The sequence below is a fragment of the Pigmentiphaga sp. H8 genome (assembly GCF_003854895.1).
Lineage (GTDB): Bacteria > Pseudomonadota > Gammaproteobacteria > Burkholderiales > Burkholderiaceae_B > Pigmentiphaga.
This window is the reverse complement of sequence record NZ_CP033966.1, coordinates 2,352,786-2,368,521: the sequence shown is the minus strand read 5'-3', so window position 1 is coordinate 2,368,521 and position 15,736 is coordinate 2,352,786. Positions and strand designations below refer to the sequence as shown.

The following is a 15,736-nucleotide window of genomic DNA, read 5'->3' as shown; positions in this document are numbered from 1 at the left end:
CATTGGCCCATGAGGCCGCCAAGCCCAGGATAACGCGAACGGCGCGCCGCCGCTCAGTAGCGCTCGGGCACCATCATGCTGTCCGGCACCGGCCGCCGGATGTAGTCCTCGTGCCGCACGCGCTGAGGCAGATCGATGTGATGATGGGGAATGTCGTGATAGGGAACCAGGCTGAGCAGGTGGTCGATGCAGTTGAGCCGGGCCTTCTTCTTGTCCACGGCCTGCACCACCCACCACGGCGCCTCGTCGATGTGCGTGCGCTCGAGCATGACCTCTTTCGCGCGCGTGTAGTCCTCCCAGCGCCGGCGCGACTCCAGGTCCATGGGACTGAGTTTCCACTGCTTCAGCGGATCGTGGATGCGGCCCAGGAAGCGCAGATGCTGCTCATCGTCCGTGATCGAGAACCAGTACTTGACCAGCTGTATGCCCGAGCGGACCAGCATTCTTTCGAACTCGGGCACCGAGCGGAAGAACTCCTCGTACTCGTCGTCGTTGCAGAAGCCCATTACCCGCTCGACGCCTGCGCGGTTGTACCAGCTGCGGTCGAACAGCACGATCTCGCCCGCGGCGGGCAGGTGCGGCACGTAGCGCTGGAAATACCACTGCATGCGTTCGCGGTCGTTGGGCGCGGGCAGCGCGGCCACGCGGCACACGCGGGGATTCAGGCGCTGGGTGATGCGCTTGATCACGCCGCCCTTCCCCGCCGCGTCGCGGCCCTCGAAGATGATGACGACCTTGTGGCGGGTATGCACGACCCAGTCCTGCAGCTTGACGAGTTCGGCCTGGAGCCGGAACAGCTCGCGGAAGTAGCGTCGCCGCGCGTCGCGGTCCTCTTCCACCCGGGCCGGCTGGCCCTCGGCGTCCCACTCGCGGTCCTCGAATTCGATCTCCAGCTCTTCGTCGTAGCTGTCGATCAGGTCGCGGTGAATGCGGTGCATCAGTTCGTCGTGGTCGGAAATCGGCTGGTAGCTCATGGGGCGCTTGGAAAGGTCGGGCCAACGCCTCTTTTTGCTACACGGACATGACATGGTCATGACACCGCGCCCTTCCCGCGTCTATTGCACCCGGCCGAACCACCACAGCGACAGCAGCCCCGACAGCACCGCCAGCAAGGCGCCCAGCGCGGTGAACAGCGCCGTGACCTCGACCACGTCGCGCTTGTCGAACGCCAGCCGGGCACTGAGCGAGCGATATACCTTCCTGAGTTCGCCCGCGTCCTGGGCCTGGAAATACTGCGCGCCGGTCATGTCGGCCACCTTCTTCAGCACGTCCTCGTCCAACCGCACGCGCATGGACCAGCCGTCGGTCGTCAGCGTCGTACCCTCGGGCGTCCCGATCCCGACCGTGAATATCCGCACGCCGTACAACGCCGCGACCTCGGCCGCCTTCAGCGCGTCGGGTCCCGTGTTGTTCTGGCCGTCGGACAGCAGCACGATGGCGCCCGACGGATACGAGCCGGGAACCGCCCCGTCACCCAGTCCCGCCGCGGCCAGGTCGACCGGCGCCGGCCGGGCGCTGCCGCCGTCCAGGAAGCGCTCGACGTCGATACCCGCATTGGGCAGCACCGTTGCCAGCGCGATGATCAGCCCGCTGCCGAGCGCGGTGCCGCGCTGGGGCTCCAGGCGCTCGATGGCGGCGATCACGTCCTCGCGCTTGCGCGTGGGCGACTGCACCACGGCCGCCGCGCCCGCCACCGCGACCACCGACACGCTGACGTTGGCGGGCTGCCCGTCGACGAATTCCTTGGCGGCCCGCTGGGCCGCATAGATCCGGGTCGGCTTGATGTCGTCGGCCCGCATGCTGCCCGACATGTCCATGGCCAGCACCACGGTCTCCAGCCGCGACGGCAGCATCATCAACGCCTGCGGACGGGCCACCGCGACGATGAGCGAGCACAGCCCGAGCAGCAGCAACAGCGGCGGCAGGACCCGGCGCAGCCGGGACGGCCGGACGCTGGTGCCCACGACGTCCAGGGCGGGATAGCGCAGGGCCATGCCGCGGCGCAGGCGATCCAGCCGCCAATAGCAGAACGCCAGAGGCGGTACCAGCACCAGCAGCCACAGCATCTTGGGCCACAGGAAAGTCAGGGCGGGCAGGTTCTCCATGAGATGCTTCCCGGTTCAGATATCTCGGGCCCAGGGCCCGTTCAGTCCACCCACGAGCTGGCTGCGCCGGCGGCGCAACCGCATGAAATGCAGCAATGCCTGGTCCAGCCGTTCGTCGGTGGCCAGTTCCAGGCAATCGACGCCCGCCTCGGTCAGGGCCTTGCGCAGCGCCGTCTCGCGCTCCGTGGCGGCGGCGGCGAAGCGCCGGCGAAAGCCCGGGTCGTGGGTATCGACGAAAAGCTGTTCGCCGGTCTCGGCATCCTGCAACACCACCAGGCCCAGGTCGGGCAAGGCCTGCTCCAGCGGGTCGTACAGGCGCACCGCGACGACCTCGTGGCGCTGGGCCAGCACGCCCAGCGTCTGCTCCCAGCCCGGGGCGCTGATGAAATCCGAGACCACGAACACCACCGAGCGCCTGCCTATGGCCGACAACGAACGCTCCAGCAGGTCGCCCAGCCGCGTCTCGCCCGACTTGCCGTCGGCCCGCAGCGCGCCGATGCGATCGAGCACGTGCAGCACATGGCGCCGGCCGGTGCGGGCGGGAATGGCGCCCTCGCCCTGGCCTCCGTACAGGACCGCGCCCACACGGTTGCCGTAGCGCGTCAGCAGCCGCGCCAGCACGCCCACGAAACTGGTCAGCACCGCCCGCTTGCGCACCCCGGCCGAACCGAAATCGACCGAACCCGACAAGTCCAGCAGGAACCATGCGGACACTTCGCGGTCCTCCTGGAATTCGCGCACGTGCGGCGATTGCAGGCGCGCCGTGACGTTCCAGTCGATGTGGCGCACGTCGTCGCCGGCCTGGTATTCGCGCAGGTCCGCCAGGTCCAGGCCGAAGCCCCGGAACAAGGTGCGGTAGTCGCCCTGCAGCGCTCCGTCCAGCCGGCGGATGACGGTCCATTCCAGGCGGCGCAGCAATTCCTCGGCGTCGGCCCTGGGCTGGGCCGACGCCACCGCCGCATCGTTGGCCGGCTCGGCCGGCCGCTTAGTGAACCGCCGCAACCCGAACATGCGAATCCAATGGCCGCTCCGGGGCCGGCAAGGTCTGGAGGATGCGCGTGATGATCTGGTCGGACCCGAGCCCATCGGACAGCGCCTCGTACGACAGCACCAGCCGGTGCCGCAGCACGTCGGGGATCAGGTCGACCAGGTCTTCGGGCAGCGCGTAGTGCCGCCCCCGCAGGAAGGCCAGCGCGCGCGCTCCTTCGACGAGGTTGATGGTGGCGCGCGGGCTCGCCCCGAAAGTCAGGTAGCGCGACAGGTCGGACAGCCCGTAGGCCTCGGGACGGCGCGTGGCGGCCACCACCTTCACCGCGTACTGCACCAGGCCCGGATCGACATACACCTTGCGGCACTCCGCCTGCAGCTGCGTGAGTTGCTCGGTGACCGCGACCGGCTGCACCTGCACCGGCGGCCCCGTGACCCGATCGACGATGACGAATTCTTCTTCCTCGCTGGGATAGCCGACGATGACCTTCATCATGAAACGGTCGACCTGCGCTTCGGGCAGCGGATAGGTGCCCTCGGTCTCGATCGGATTCTGCGTCGCCATCACCAGGAACGGCGCCGGCACCTTGTGGGTCTCGCCCGCGATGGTGACCTGCCGCTCCTGCATGACCTCCAGCAGCGCGCTCTGCACCTTGGCCGGTGCGCGGTTGATCTCGTCGGCCAGCAGCAGGTTGGCGAAGACCGGGCCCAGCACCGTGGAGAAATCCCCGGTGCGCTGGTTGTACATGCGCGTACCCACCAGGTCTGCCGGCAACAGGTCCGGCGTGAACTGGATGCGCTTGAACGTGCCTCGCAGGGTCTTGGCCAGCGTGTTGACGGTCAGCGTCTTGGCCAGGCCCGGCACGCCCTCCACCAGCAAATGCCCCTGGGCCAGGATGGCCACCAGCACCCGCTCCAGGAAGTGGTCCTGCCCCACCACCACGCGCTTGACCTCGTACAGCAGCCGTTCCATCAGGTTGGCGCTGTCTACGGCACTCATGGGCTTGTCGTTCATAGGCGTCCTGTCGTGGAGAGTCAGAAGGGAGGCATGCCGACCGCGCTGCCGGCGCTTTCTATCGTGGTGGCGAAGCCGATGCCGACGAAGGTCCCGGCGTTGGTCGGATTCAGGATGGCGGTGACGATGCCGACGACCTCGCCGTTCATGTTCACCAGCGGCCCGCCGGAATTGCCCGGGTTGGCCGCGGCGTCGAACTGGATCAGCCGCGTCAGCACGTGCCGCCCCTCGGCCGAGACGAATTCGCGGTTCAGGCCCGATACCACGCCTGACGACACCGACGGTCCGATGCCGAACGGAAAGCCCACCGCCACGACCTCGTCGCCCGGCGCGAGATCCAAGCTGGACCCCAGCGTGGCGGCGGGCAGGTCGTCGGGCACGGACTTGGCGCGGATCACGGCCAGATCCTTGTCCGGCTGGATGGCGACCACATCGGCATCGGCCTCGTAGCCGTCGAAGAAGGTGACCTTCAGGCGCCTGGAACCGGAGATGACGTGAAAGTTGGTCAGGATCACGCCGCTGTCGACGATGACCACGCCCGAGCCTATGCTGCCTTCATGCCGGGGCGCGTTGCCTTCCTCGTTCCTGGCCGTCTGCCTGTCCTTGCCCTTGCCCTTGGACTTGCCGCCCGCCTTGGGTTTGACGGGCGGCTTGGCTTTCTTCGCGTCGCCGTCGTCCGCTTCGTCCTCATCGCCGTAGCCGCGTATCTGCACGACGGATTGGCGCACGGCCTCGGCCGCCTTGGCCGGCCGCGAAGGCAGCGTCTTGTTTTGCAGGGTATGCAGGACCGCCGAATCGATGTCTTCCTGGGTCGGCTGACTTTGTTGAGGTTGCAACAAAACGAAAACCAGGCCGCCCGCGATGACGAGCAGGGCCAGGCCGAAAAAGGCGGAGCGGTGTCTGGCCGTCCAGTCCCGGAAGCGCCTCGGCCATCCCGGACGGCGCATGGCATCGGCCTCGTCCTTCGGGGCGGCATCGACCGAAGGGGGCCTGGCGGTCCTGCTGTATAGGGCAACCCGTTTCATCACTACCGTCCAGCTTGGCGTTCTTCACGGAATGCGGTCGCGCGTCCAGGGCGCGGCCCGGAATCCCTTGGGGTATTCAGGGCTGACAACCCGGACCGCCCCCGGTTCAATCGAACGAGGGCCCGGCCAAAATAAGGTAACACTTAAACGACGACCATGGGCAGATACCTTTACCGCCGCAAGGGTTCGTGGGCATACTAAAGACAACGTTGCACACTCCCGCGCGCCAAGGAGCACTTATGCGGTTTCTCTGGCCCGATCTTCTCTGGCTGCAGCTCCTCGTTCCCCTGCTCGTAGCCCTCTACCTGTACGCGCTTGCCCGCCGCAAGAAGGCGGCCATCCGCTATGCCAGCCTGAGCCTGGCCAAGGTCGCCATCGGCCCTGGCCAGCGGCTACGACGCCACATCCCGCCGCTGCTGTTCCTGCTGGCGATGTCGGCGGCGCTGCTGGCGTGCGCGCGCCCCACCGCCACCGTCACCCTGCCCTCGGACAGCCTCACGGTGGTCCTGGCGGTGGACGTCTCGCGCAGCATGCAGGCCGCCGACATCGCCCCCAACCGGCTGGTGGCCGCGCAGATGGCGGCCAAGCGCTTCATCTCCGAACTGCCGTCCAACGTACGGCTGGGCATCGTCTCGTTCGCCGGCACCGCCGCGGTCGTGCAGACGCCCACCGACAACCGGCAGGACATGGTCGAGGCCATCGACCGATTCCAGCTGCAACGCGCCACCGCCACCGGCAGCGGGCTGATCCTGGCTCTGTCCATGCTGTTTCCCGACGACGGCATCGACCTGGAGTCGGTCATCTTCGAAACCCCGTCCATCCGCGCGGGGCGGCGCGGGGTCCCGCTCGACCAGGCGGGCGCCGCCGAAGCGGCGAAGAAAAAGCAGAAGACCCTGCAGCCGGTGCTGCCGGGCTCGTACACCTCGGGCACCATCATCCTGCTGAGCGACGGCCGGCGCACCACCGGCCCGGATCCGCTGGACGCCGCGCGCATGGCCGCCGAGCGGGGCGTGCGCGTCTACACCGTGGGCTTCGGCACCCAGCAGGGCGCGCCCATCGGCGACGAGGGCTGGTCGTTCTTCGCCCGGCTGGACGAGCCCACGCTGCGCACGGTGGCGCAAATGACCGGGGGCGAATACTTCCTGGCCAGTTCCGAGGCGGACCTGAGTTCGGTATACCGCAACCTCAACGCCAAGTTCTCGATGGAGCGCAAGGAGACCGAACTCAGCGCCCTGCTAAGCGCGGCCGCGGTCGTCCTGCTGACCCTGGCCTGCGTGCTGTCCATGCTCTGGTTCCAGCGCAGCCGCTAGCGGGTGCTCGTGTTGCACGGCCATGACGGGCCGCTGTCAGCAGATTGCAATGCGCGCCCGATATAAATCGGGGCATGAATCTCGCGATCATAGGGGCCGGCTACGTCGGCCTGGTTACCGGGGCCTGCCTGGCCGACGTGGGCAACCGCGTCGTCTGCGTCGAACGCCATGCCGAACGCCTGCGCGTGCTGCGGGAAGGCGGCGTTCCCTTCTTCGAACCCGGGCTGGCCGACATGGCCGCGCACAACGCGCAGGCCGGGCGCCTTTCCTTCACCGATGACCTGCCCGCCGCGCTGCGCGACGCGGAGATCGTCTTCATCGCGGTGGGCACGCCGGCCGGCGAAGACGGCTCGGCGGACCTGGGCCACGTGCTCGAGGCCAGCGCCGAACTGGGCCGGTCTATCCCGCGCGACATGGTGGTCGTTGTGAAATCGACCGTGCCCGTCGGCACCTGCCACCGCGTGCAGGCCCTGATCGAACATACCCTGCGCGAACGCGGCGCCGCATGGCGCGTCCCCATCGTCTCCAATCCGGAGTTCCTGAAGGAAGGCAGCGCGGTCGACGATTTCCAGCGCCCCGACCGCATCGTCATCGGCACCGAGGACACCCGCGCGCTGCGGCTGATGACAGCGCTGTACTCGCCCTACAACCGCAACCGCGACCGCCTGATCCACACCGACGTGCGGTCGGCCGAGTTCACGAAGTACGCGTCCAACGTCATGCTGGCCACGCGCATCTCGCTGATGAACGAGCTGGCCAGGATCGCCGAGAAGGTCGGCGCGGACATCGAGGCCGTGCGCCACGGCGCCGGCGCCGACCCGCGCATCGGCCACCACTTCCTGTATGCCGGCGTCGGCTATGGCGGCTCGTGCTTTCCCAAGGACATCCAGGCCCTGGCCCGGCTGGCGGCCGAGCACGGCGAATCCACGCCGCTGCTCGACAGCGTGCAGCGGGTGAACGAGGAACAGAAGCGCGTCATGGCGGCGAAGATACGGCAGCACCTGGGCCCCTCGCTGCAAGGCCGCTGCATCGCGCTGTGGGGCCTGGCCTTCAAGCCCAATACCGACGACATACGCGAGGCGCCCAGCCTCGCCCTGGTGCGCGAACTGTTGGCCGACGGCGCGATCGTGCGCGCGTACGATCCGGTCGCCGCCGAGAACGCGCGCCGCGCCATCGATCATCCCGGCCTGGTCATCGTCCCCAACGCGCAGGCGGCCTGCGAAGGCGCCGACGTGCTGGCGGTGGTAACCGAATGGCGCGAGTTCAAATCGCCCGACTTCCGGGGGCTGGCCGGCCAGCTCAAGTCACGCGCGATCTTCGACGGCCGCAACCTGTACGACCCCGAGTACGTGCAAAGCTGCGGCCTGGCCTATTACGGCATCGGCCGCGGCGGCCGCCCCGCCCGCCCGGGACCGGAGGATGCCGACGCGCCCGCCGTCACGACCGGCTACTGGTGACGGCCCGCGCCGCGCCGGCCGCTTGCGGCCAGGGCGGCCAGCGTGTCCTGCAACTCGGTATCCCAGGCCGGCGGGTCCGAAAAGCGCTGCGCCAGGAAATCGAGCAGCGTGCGCAGCGTGGGCGGCATGTGCTTGCGCGAGGTGTAGACGCCGTACAGGGTCATGTCGCGCGGCGGCGTCTCGGGCAGCAGCACCCGCAGGCGTTCCGCGCGAACCAGCTCGCCCACCGCATAGGTTGGCAACATCGCGATCCCGGCTCCGCACACGGTCGCCTCGACCAGCGTGGTCGCCTCGTTGGAACTGATGTTCCCGCCTACCGCGACCGACACCGGCGCGCCGGCGCGAACGAAATGCCACAGGCTCTTGCCGGTGTACGAATGGGTCAAGCAATTGTGCAGGCCGAGTTCCTCCAGCCTGCCAGGCGTGCCCTGCTGGCGCAGGTAGTCGGGCGAGGCGCACAGCACCGACCGGCATACGGCCAGCCGGCGCGCGATCAGGTTGGGATCGAGATCGTTGGTGACGCGCAGCGCGAGATCGATGCGTTCGTCCACCAGATTGACGGTGCGATCGGCCATGACCATGTCCACCGCCACGTCGGGATACCGGCGGGTGTAGTCGACTATGGCCGGCGCCAGGTGGGCCTGCCCGAAGGACGTGCTGGCCGTCACGCGCAGCACGCCGCGCGGCGCGCTGTCCGGGCTGGACACGGCGGCGCGCATGTCGCCTTCGAGTTCCAGCATCTGGCGGCAGCGGGCCAACACTTCGGCACCGGGCGGGGTCAGGCTCAGCCTGCGCGTGGTCCGATGCAGCAGCCGGGCCCCCACCCATTCCTCCAGCTCGGCCAGATAGCGCGAAACGGCCGGCCGCGACAGTTCCAATGCCTCGGCCGCGGCCGACTGGCTGCCGCGGTCGACGACCTCGACGAATACGCGCATCGCGCTGAGTCTGTCCATGACCTGACCGGTTCCAGCAACAAATAATTCTCGATTCTACGGTTTTTACTATCGTTTTTTGTAATTATCCTGACACCTAGCAAAATCCGGACGCCATGCGTCCCACGGACCCATCATGGAAACGACCCGGCTTCACTACATCTACGATCCCTTCTGCGGCTGGTGCTATGCCTCGGCCCCGTTGATGGCGGCGGCCCGCGGGCTATTGCCCGCCATCGCGCATGGCGGCGGCATGATGGCCGGCAGCAACCGCCAGCCCGTGACCGACCGGCTGCGCAACTACGTCATGCCCCATGACCGCCGCATCGCGGCCATGACCGGCCAGCCGTTCGGGCAGGCCTATTTCGACGGCCTGCTGCGCGACCACGACGCCGTGTTCGACTCCGAACCGCCCATCACCGCCATCCTGGCCGCGCTCGATGCCGGTGGCGAGGGACGCGACCTGGACCTGCTGGCGCGCCTGCAACGCGCCCATTACGTGGAGGGCCGGCGCATCGCCGATGCTGGCGTGCTGGCCGAGATGGCCGCCGACATCGGCCTGGACCGGCCGGCCTTCGAAGCCGCCTATGCCGCGCGGGATGGCCAGCCGACGCGCGACCACATCGCCGAAAGCCGCGCCCTGCTGGCCCATGCCGGCGGCCAGGGGTTCCCGACCTTCGCGCTGGAGCGCGATGGCCGCTACCGGGTGCTGGACACCGGCCGCTATCTCGGCCACGTGGACGAGTGGCGCGCCGCGCTGGCCGACATGCTGGACTAGGGCCTACAGGTACTTGGCCAGGAACGCTTCCATCGCGGCGTAGAACTCGAACTGGTTCTCTTCGTTGTGGAAGCCGTGCCCTTCGTTGTCCTTGACCATGTATTCGACCTGTACGCCGCGTGCGCGCAGCGCGGCCACGATCTGGTCGCTTTCGTCCTTGTTGACGCGCGGGTCCTTCGCCCCCTGGGCCACGAATAGCGGCGCCTTGATCCGGTCGACGAAGAAGACCGGCGATGCCGCGTGCAGCATGTCCTTGTCCCGCTCGGGATCGCCGACCATCTCGTGCATGGAATCCAGGAAAGGCTTCCAGTACGGCGGGATGGTGTCCATGAACGTGAACAGGTTCGAGACCCCCACGTAGTCCACGGCCGCGGCATACAGGTCGGGCGTGAACGCGATGCCGGCCAGCGTGGCGTAGCCGCCGTAGCTGCCGCCATAGATGGCGATGCGCGCCGGATCGGCGATGCCCTCGCGCTTGAGCCATTCGACGCCATCGGTGATGTCGTCCTGCATGGCCCGGCCCCACTGCCTGAACGAGGCCTCCCAGAACTTTCGCCCGTAGCCGGTGGAGCCCCGGAAATTCATCTGCAGCACGGCATAGCCGCGATTGGCCAGGAACTGCACCTCGGGGTTGTAACCCCAGGTGTCGCGGGCCCACGGCCCGCCGTGGGGATGGATGATGACCGGCAGCTTGCGCGGCGTCGCGCCCACGGGCAGCGTCAGGTAGCCGTCGATCTTCAGGCCGTCGCGCGCGGTGTAGCGCACGGGCTTCATCGGCGCCATGTCGCGTTCCAGCAGCCACGGCTGGATCTCCCCCAGCTTGGTCAGCTTGCGCGAGGCGGCGTCGTACAGGTAGCGCGCCCCCTGCGTGCGGTCGTTGTAGGCCGCCACGACGAAGCGGGTCTCGTCCCGCGTCTCGCTTTGCAGCGCGATCTCGTAGCCGCGCAACTGGCTTTCCAGGTCGGCGTAGATTTCGGCGGTGGCCGGATCCAGCACCTGGCGCTGCGCCTTCCAGGTCATGTAGCCGATCTCGGTCAGGACCTTGCGCTGGTGCGAATAGGCCAGCCCCGAAACGTCGACCTCGGGGTGCTCGAATATCAGCGCGCCCTCGCGGGCGGTATGCGGGTCGAACTCGAACAGCGCGGCCTTGTCGCGGCCGCGGTTGGAGCTGACGTAGATGCGCTTGTTGTCGAACGTGAAGAACAACGGCGCGACGGTTTCCTTGAAATCCGTGGTCAGGATGGGACGGAATTCCTCGGCCTCGGTGTCGCGGTAAAGCAAGGTGTTGTTGACCCCGTCCGTGGCCACCGCCAGCCGCAGCCGGCCATCGTGGTCGGTGGCCCAGCCGGTGATGTTGCCGGGGTTCTGGGCGATCAGTTCCTCCTTGCCGGTGGCGACCTCGACGCGGAACACGTCGAACACCTGCGGGTCCCGCCGGTTGTGCGACAGCAGCACGTGGGCGTCGTCGTCGATCAGGTCGTCCACCACGTCGGCGCGCACGCCGTCGTAAGGCGTGAGATCGGTCGGCGCGGCGGCGCCATCGAGCGGCACCGACAACAGGTGGAAGTTCTCGTCGCCGCCGAAGTCCTTGATGTACAGGATGTGGCCCGGCCCCTTCCAGAAAAACCCGCCCACGTCCCGTTCGGCCTCGCCGGTCAGCGCCCGCGCCGGACCGGTGGGAACGCCTTGTTCGTCCAGCGCCTGCACGTGCACGTTCTGCCTGCCCTGGGCGGGCGCCAGAAAGGCCAGGTGGCGGCCGTCGGGCGAGATGCGATAGCTGGAACGTTCCGGCTTCCGGAAGAAATCGCGCACGTCGTAGCGCTTGACGAGCCGTATGGCGGGGGGGGAAGTCGAGGTCATGGCGCGATCCGCGATAGAAGGAGGGAATGATCGGAAAACATAGCACAGCGAAGTGTCGCCCCCGGCCCGGTCCGGCCTTTGCAGCATTCTGTTTCAGTCGTCCGGAACGCCGGGCGTGATATATCCTCCAATACATACCGGCGGCCTCCGTTCGCCGTCCGTTCAGGGAGATCCCATGCTCGACTCGCGCCCCGCCCTCCAAGCCCTCGCCTCGACCCGCCACCGCCTGGCCTGGCTCGCCTGCTGGGCGACCGCGCTGGCCCTCGCTTTCTTCGCCGCCGGCCAGGCCCGCGCGCAGGCACCCGGCCCGCAGGATCCGCCCAACGTGATCATCCAGAAGGCGGCCAACAACGTGCTGGACCGCATCCGCAAGGACCAGGAACTGAAGTCCGGCTCGCCCGAGAAGATCAACCAGGCCATCGACGAACTCATCCTGCCCTACGTCGACTTCGAGAAGACCACCCGCCTGGCGGTGGGCCGCTACTGGCGCCAGGCCACGCCCGAGCAGCGCACCGCGCTGGTCAAGGAGTTCCGCAACATGCTGGTGCGCACCTACGGCGGCTCGGTCTCCACCATCACCCCGCAGGCCCGCGTCGACATGCGCCCCTTCCGCGCCGAACCCGGCGCCACCGACGTCGTCGTGCGCACCACGGTTACCGACGGCCAGCGCGACCCGATCCCCGTTGACTACCGGCTGGAGAAAAGCGACCAGGGCTGGAAGATCTATGACCTGAACGTCATGGGCGTCTGGTTCATCCAGAACTACCGCGACCAGTTCGCCTCCATCGGTTCGCAGGGCGGCGTGGACGCCATCATCAAGGCCCTGCAGACCAGCAATCAAAAGATGAATACGGGTAGATAACCCCCCTACGCCCTTACGGGCGCCCCCCAGGGGGCGATGCGGGTGGACCGGCGGAGCCGGATCCACCGCATCCTGGGTCTTTGTGGGGCTGTCTCGGTGCGGAGCGCCGTATTCTTGCGTCCCCCAAGGGCGGGGGGGATATAATATTTTTTTGTGTTCCGCACTGATTCATGCCTCCACGCGCCGGTAACGTCTTCATGGTCGTCGCGCCCAGCGGCGCCGGCAAGTCCAGCCTGGTCAACGCCCTGCTCAAGGCCAGACCCGAAATCCGCTTGTCGATTTCCTGCACCACCCGCCCGCCCCGCCCGGGTGAAACCGACGGCAAGGAATACCACTTCGTCACCGTCCCCGCCTTCGAGAAGATGCAGCGCGAGGATGACCTGCTGGAGTGGGCCGAGGTACACGGGAATTTCTACGGCACGCCGAGCAGTTGGATTCAACGCCAGACCGAGGCCGGCAACGACGTCCTGCTGGAAATCGACTGGCAGGGAGCCCGCCAGGTGCGCGCCAAATTCCCCGAAGCCATCGGCATCTTCATCCTTCCGCCATCCATCGAGGCCCTGGAAACCCGGCTGCACGAACGCGGCCAGGACGAGTCCCATGTGATCGCGCGGCGGCTGCTGGCAGCCGGGGGCGAGTTCGCGCATGCTCCCGAATTCGAATATGTTATTATTAATCAAGACTTTAGCGCAGCCTTGGCCGACATGACGACGATCGTTACCGCCGCCAGGCTGCGTTTTCGTTCTCAGGCGGCCCGGCATGCCAGTCTGTTTTCGCAACTGGGCATTCCGCAAACGTCCGCACCGCTTTGACTCGCGTCCAGTACGCACAGCTTTCAGGGACCCTCATGGCACGTATCACCGTAGAAGACTGCTTGAAGCAAATTCCGAACCGGTTCAAACTGACCCTCGTGGCGACCTATCGCGCCCGGCAACTGGCCCAGGGCCATGCCCCCAAGCTCGATAGCAAGGACAAGCCGACCGTTACCGCGCTGCGCGAGGTCGCTTCCGGCGTGACCGGGGTGGAAATGCTGAAAAAGGTCCCCACCTGATTTCCAAGACCATGACGGTCTTGCCGCCGGCATACAGGCCGGCGATGCCTGGAGCGGCCCGGTCCCCCCGGGGGCGCTCCTCCTGAGGCGACCATGGGATTTCCAGTTTCTTCCTCGCGTTCCGGGAGTACTTCCGGAACACCGATAGCAGTTGCTGCCGCCGCCGGTTCCCAGGCGCTCGCCTCAGCCAGTCCCGCGCCGGCCGCCGCCGGCGTCTCGTTCGCCCCGCTGGCCGAAACCATTTCGCAGTATCTCAGCCCGGAAGACGTCCGCCGGGTGCGCGAAGCCTACCGTTTCTCCGACGAAGCGCACCTGGGCCAGTTCCGCGCCAGTGGCGAGCCGTACATCTCGCACCCCATCGCCGTCACCGAAATCTGCGCCGCCTGGAAACTGGATGCGGCGGCGCTGATGGCCGCCCTGCTCCACGACGTCATGGAAGACCAGGGCGTTACCAAGCAGGAGCTGATCGAACGCTTCGGCACCGAGGTCGCCGAACTGGTCGACGGACTGTCCAAGCTGGACCGGCTGGAGTTCGCCAGCAAGGCCGAGCAACAGGCCGAGAGCTTCCGCAAGATGCTGCTGGCCATGGCGCGCGACGTGCGCGTCATCCTGATCAAGCTGGCCGACCGGCTGCACAACATGCGCACGCTGGGCGCCGTCAGCCACGAGAAACGCCGCCGCGTGGCGCGGGAAACGCTGGAGATCTATTCTCCCATCGCCCACCGCCTGGGGCTGAACATCATCTACCGCGAACTGCAGGAACTCTGCTTCGAGGCGATGTATCACCACCGCTACATGGTGCTGCGCAAGGCGGTGCTGGCCGCGCGCGGCAACCGCCGCGAACTGGTGGGCAAGATCCAGGAAGCCGTGCGCGCCGCGCTGCCCGCCGCCGGCATCGAAGCCGAGGTCAACGGCCGCGAGAAGAACCTGTACGGCATCTACACCAAGATGCTGGAACAGAAGAAATCGTTCTCGGAAGTGCTGGACATCTACGGCTTTCGCATCGTGGTCAATTCGCAGCCCGAGTGCTATCTGGCGCTGGGCACGCTGCACCAGCTGTTCCGGCCGGTGCCGGGCAAGTTCAAGGACTACATCGCCATTCCCAAGGTCAACGGCTACCAGTCGTTGCACACGACGCTGGTGGGCCCCTACGGCACGCCGGTGGAGTTCCAGATCCGCACGCGCGACATGAACCAGGTGGCCGAGAGCGGCGTGGCGGCGCACTGGCTGTACAAGACCTCCGACGTCGACCTGAACGACCTGCAGAAACGCACCCACCAGTGGCTGCAGTCGCTGCTCGACATCCAGCGCCAGACCGGCGACAGCAGCGAGTTCCTGGAACACGTGAAGGTGGACCTGTTCCCCGACGCGGTCTACGTCTTCACGCCCCGCGGCAAGATCATCTCGCTGCCGCGCGGCGCCACGCCCATCGATTTCGCCTACAGCATCCACACCGACGTCGGCAACCAGACGGTGGCCGCCAAGGTCAACAGCGAGTTCGTGCCGCTGCGCACCGAACTCAAGAGCGGCGACGCGGTCGAGATCGTTACCGCCGAGCATTCGCGTCCCAATGCGCAATGGCTGAACTTCGTGCGCACCGGCAAGGCGCGCTCGGAAATCCGCCACTACCTGCGCACGGTCAAGTACGAGGAGTCCGTCAGCTTCGGCGAACGCCTGCTGGGCCAGGCGCTCAAGTCCATGAACATGCCGATGCCGGACAGCACCGACCCGATCTGGGACAAGCTGGCACGCGGCAGCGGCGCGCGCTCGCGCGACGAGATCCTGGCCGACATCGGGCTGGGCAAACGGCTCGCGGCGGTGGTCGCGCGCCGCTTCATGCCCGAGGGCGACCCCATCTCGACCACCGCCGAACAGGTGGAACGCTACACGGAACAAGGCACGGCCACGCCCATACGCATCCAGGGCAACGAAGGCCTGGCGGTGCAGCTGGCCCCCTGCTGCACGCCCATACCCGGGGATGCCATCGTCGCCTACGTGCGACTGGGGCATGGCCTGGTGGTCCATACCGAAGACTGCCCCAACGCCCGCCGCCAACGCGCCCGCGAACCGGAACGCTGGCTGGACGTGGCCTGGGACGACCAGACCTCGCGCCACTTCACCGTGCGCATCGACGTGGTGCTGCGCCAGGAGCGCGGCGTGCTGGGCCGCGTGGCGGCCGAGATATCGGCCTCCGACGCCAACATCACCCACGTCTCCATGCAGGACGAGGCCTCGTCCACCGTGGCGGTGCATTTCACCATCCAGGTGGAAAGCCGCCAGCACCTGGCCCAGGTCATCCGCCACCTGCGCCGCGTGCCCCAGGTCCAGCGCATCATCCGCGTCAAGGGCTGACC

Annotated in this window: 14 protein-coding genes; 7 read left to right on the top strand and 7 right to left on the bottom strand. The window is 67.4% G+C overall.

What is annotated here, in order from left to right; all coding sequences use genetic code 11:
• Window positions 1-53: 53 nt before the first annotated feature.
• The 5 genes from ppk2 to EGT29_RS11275 all read right to left on the bottom strand — a co-directional run bounded on the left by ppk2 (window position 54) and on the right by EGT29_RS11275 (window position 5,132).
• Window positions 54-974 carry a polyphosphate kinase 2 gene (gene ppk2, locus EGT29_RS11295; protein ID WP_124689084.1) on the bottom strand — a complete coding sequence of 307 codons (921 nt, stop codon included), beginning with the start codon at window positions 972-974 and terminating at the stop codon, window positions 54-56.
• 81 nt (window positions 975-1,055) lie between these two features.
• Window positions 1,056-2,105: a VWA domain-containing protein gene (locus tag EGT29_RS11290; protein WP_124689083.1), complete on the bottom strand. Its 1,050-nt coding sequence runs from the start codon at window positions 2,103-2,105 to the stop codon at window positions 1,056-1,058.
• 15 nt (window positions 2,106-2,120) lie between these two features.
• Window positions 2,121-3,116, bottom strand: coding sequence for a DUF58 domain-containing protein (locus tag EGT29_RS11285; RefSeq protein WP_124689082.1), 996 nt, complete (start codon window positions 3,114-3,116; stop codon window positions 2,121-2,123).
• Entirely contained in the window at window positions 3,091-4,092 is a 1,002-nt protein-coding gene (locus tag EGT29_RS11280; protein WP_370282952.1) for an AAA family ATPase, read from the bottom strand. The genes EGT29_RS11285 and EGT29_RS11280 overlap by 26 nt, the downstream gene beginning before the upstream one ends.
• 35 nt (window positions 4,093-4,127) lie before the next feature.
• Window positions 4,128-5,132, bottom strand: a complete 1,005-nt coding sequence (locus tag EGT29_RS11275; protein WP_124689080.1) for a S1C family serine protease — start codon at window positions 5,130-5,132, stop codon at window positions 4,128-4,130.
• A 239-nt stretch (window positions 5,133-5,371) separates the two neighbouring features.
• Here EGT29_RS11275 and EGT29_RS11270 point away from each other — a divergent pair, with 239 nt between their 5' ends.
• Window positions 5,372-6,442, top strand: a complete 1,071-nt coding sequence (locus tag EGT29_RS11270) for a VWA domain-containing protein (protein WP_124689079.1) — start codon at window positions 5,372-5,374, stop codon at window positions 6,440-6,442.
• A 74-nt stretch (window positions 6,443-6,516) separates the two neighbouring features.
• Complete coding sequence (locus EGT29_RS11265) at window positions 6,517-7,899, top strand: UDP-glucose/GDP-mannose dehydrogenase family protein (protein WP_124689078.1); 1,383 nt, start codon at window positions 6,517-6,519, stop codon at window positions 7,897-7,899.
• Here EGT29_RS11265 and EGT29_RS11260 read toward each other — a convergent pair.
• Entirely contained in the window at window positions 7,890-8,852 is a 963-nt protein-coding gene (locus tag EGT29_RS11260; protein WP_124689077.1) for a LysR family transcriptional regulator, read from the bottom strand. The two genes, EGT29_RS11265 and EGT29_RS11260, sit on opposite strands and share 10 nt — an antisense overlap.
• 115 nt (window positions 8,853-8,967) lie before the next feature.
• On the opposite strand from EGT29_RS11260, the gene EGT29_RS11255 reads away from it, so the two are divergent.
• Window positions 8,968-9,609 (top strand): DsbA family protein, encoded by a 642-nt coding sequence (locus EGT29_RS11255; protein ID WP_124689076.1) that lies wholly within the window; start codon window positions 8,968-8,970, stop codon window positions 9,607-9,609.
• 3 nt (window positions 9,610-9,612) lie between these two features.
• On the opposite strand, the gene EGT29_RS11250 is transcribed toward EGT29_RS11255, so the two are convergent.
• Window positions 9,613-11,469: a S9 family peptidase gene (locus tag EGT29_RS11250; RefSeq protein WP_124689075.1), complete on the bottom strand. Its 1,857-nt coding sequence runs from the start codon at window positions 11,467-11,469 to the stop codon at window positions 9,613-9,615.
• Between the two features lie 175 nt (window positions 11,470-11,644).
• Between EGT29_RS11250 and EGT29_RS11245 the strand changes: the two genes are divergently transcribed.
• From EGT29_RS11245 to EGT29_RS11230, 4 genes are all read left to right on the top strand, one after another.
• Window positions 11,645-12,331: a phospholipid-binding protein MlaC gene (locus EGT29_RS11245; RefSeq protein WP_124689074.1), complete on the top strand. Its 687-nt coding sequence runs from the start codon at window positions 11,645-11,647 to the stop codon at window positions 12,329-12,331.
• 170 nt (window positions 12,332-12,501) lie between these two features.
• A complete protein-coding gene (gmk, locus tag EGT29_RS11240; protein ID WP_124689073.1) occupies window positions 12,502-13,143 on the top strand; it encodes a guanylate kinase in 642 nt (213 codons plus the stop codon).
• A 35-nt stretch (window positions 13,144-13,178) separates the two neighbouring features.
• Window positions 13,179-13,382 carry a DNA-directed RNA polymerase subunit omega gene (gene rpoZ, locus EGT29_RS11235; protein WP_087839443.1) on the top strand — a complete coding sequence of 68 codons (204 nt, stop codon included), beginning with the start codon at window positions 13,179-13,181 and terminating at the stop codon, window positions 13,380-13,382.
• A 93-nt stretch (window positions 13,383-13,475) separates the two neighbouring features.
• Window positions 13,476-15,734, top strand: a complete 2,259-nt coding sequence (locus EGT29_RS11230) for a bifunctional (p)ppGpp synthetase/guanosine-3',5'-bis(diphosphate) 3'-pyrophosphohydrolase (RefSeq protein ID WP_124689072.1) — start codon at window positions 13,476-13,478, stop codon at window positions 15,732-15,734.
• The last annotated feature ends 2 nt before the right edge of the window (window positions 15,735-15,736 follow it).

Excerpts from the sequence above, each read along its gene's own strand:
- ppk2 (WP_124689084.1), bottom strand. The coding sequence starts at position 974 with ATGAGCTACCAGCCGATTTCCGACCACGACGAACTGATGCACCGCATT.
- EGT29_RS11290 (WP_124689083.1), bottom strand. The coding sequence starts at position 2,105 with ATGGAGAACCTGCCCGCCCTGACTTTCCTGTGGCCCAAGATGCTGTGG.
- EGT29_RS11285 (WP_124689082.1), bottom strand. The coding sequence starts at position 3,116 with ATGTTCGGGTTGCGGCGGTTCACTAAGCGGCCGGCCGAGCCGGCCAAC.
- EGT29_RS11280 (WP_370282952.1), bottom strand. The coding sequence starts at position 4,092 with ATGAGTGCCGTAGACAGCGCCAACCTGATGGAACGGCTGCTGTACGAG.
- EGT29_RS11275 (WP_124689080.1), bottom strand. The coding sequence starts at position 5,132 with ATGAAACGGGTTGCCCTATACAGCAGGACCGCCAGGCCCCCTTCGGTC.
- EGT29_RS11270 (WP_124689079.1), top strand. The coding sequence starts at position 5,372 with ATGCGGTTTCTCTGGCCCGATCTTCTCTGGCTGCAGCTCCTCGTTCCC.
- EGT29_RS11265 (WP_124689078.1), top strand. The coding sequence starts at position 6,517 with ATGAATCTCGCGATCATAGGGGCCGGCTACGTCGGCCTGGTTACCGGG.
- EGT29_RS11260 (WP_124689077.1), bottom strand. The coding sequence starts at position 8,852 with ATGGACAGACTCAGCGCGATGCGCGTATTCGTCGAGGTCGTCGACCGC.
- EGT29_RS11255 (WP_124689076.1), top strand. The coding sequence starts at position 8,968 with ATGGAAACGACCCGGCTTCACTACATCTACGATCCCTTCTGCGGCTGG.
- EGT29_RS11250 (WP_124689075.1), bottom strand. The coding sequence starts at position 11,469 with ATGACCTCGACTTCCCCCCCCGCCATACGGCTCGTCAAGCGCTACGAC.
- EGT29_RS11245 (WP_124689074.1), top strand. The coding sequence starts at position 11,645 with ATGCTCGACTCGCGCCCCGCCCTCCAAGCCCTCGCCTCGACCCGCCAC.
- gmk (WP_124689073.1), top strand. The coding sequence starts at position 12,502 with ATGCCTCCACGCGCCGGTAACGTCTTCATGGTCGTCGCGCCCAGCGGC.
- rpoZ (WP_087839443.1), top strand. The coding sequence starts at position 13,179 with ATGGCACGTATCACCGTAGAAGACTGCTTGAAGCAAATTCCGAACCGG.
- EGT29_RS11230 (WP_124689072.1), top strand. The coding sequence starts at position 13,476 with ATGGGATTTCCAGTTTCTTCCTCGCGTTCCGGGAGTACTTCCGGAACA.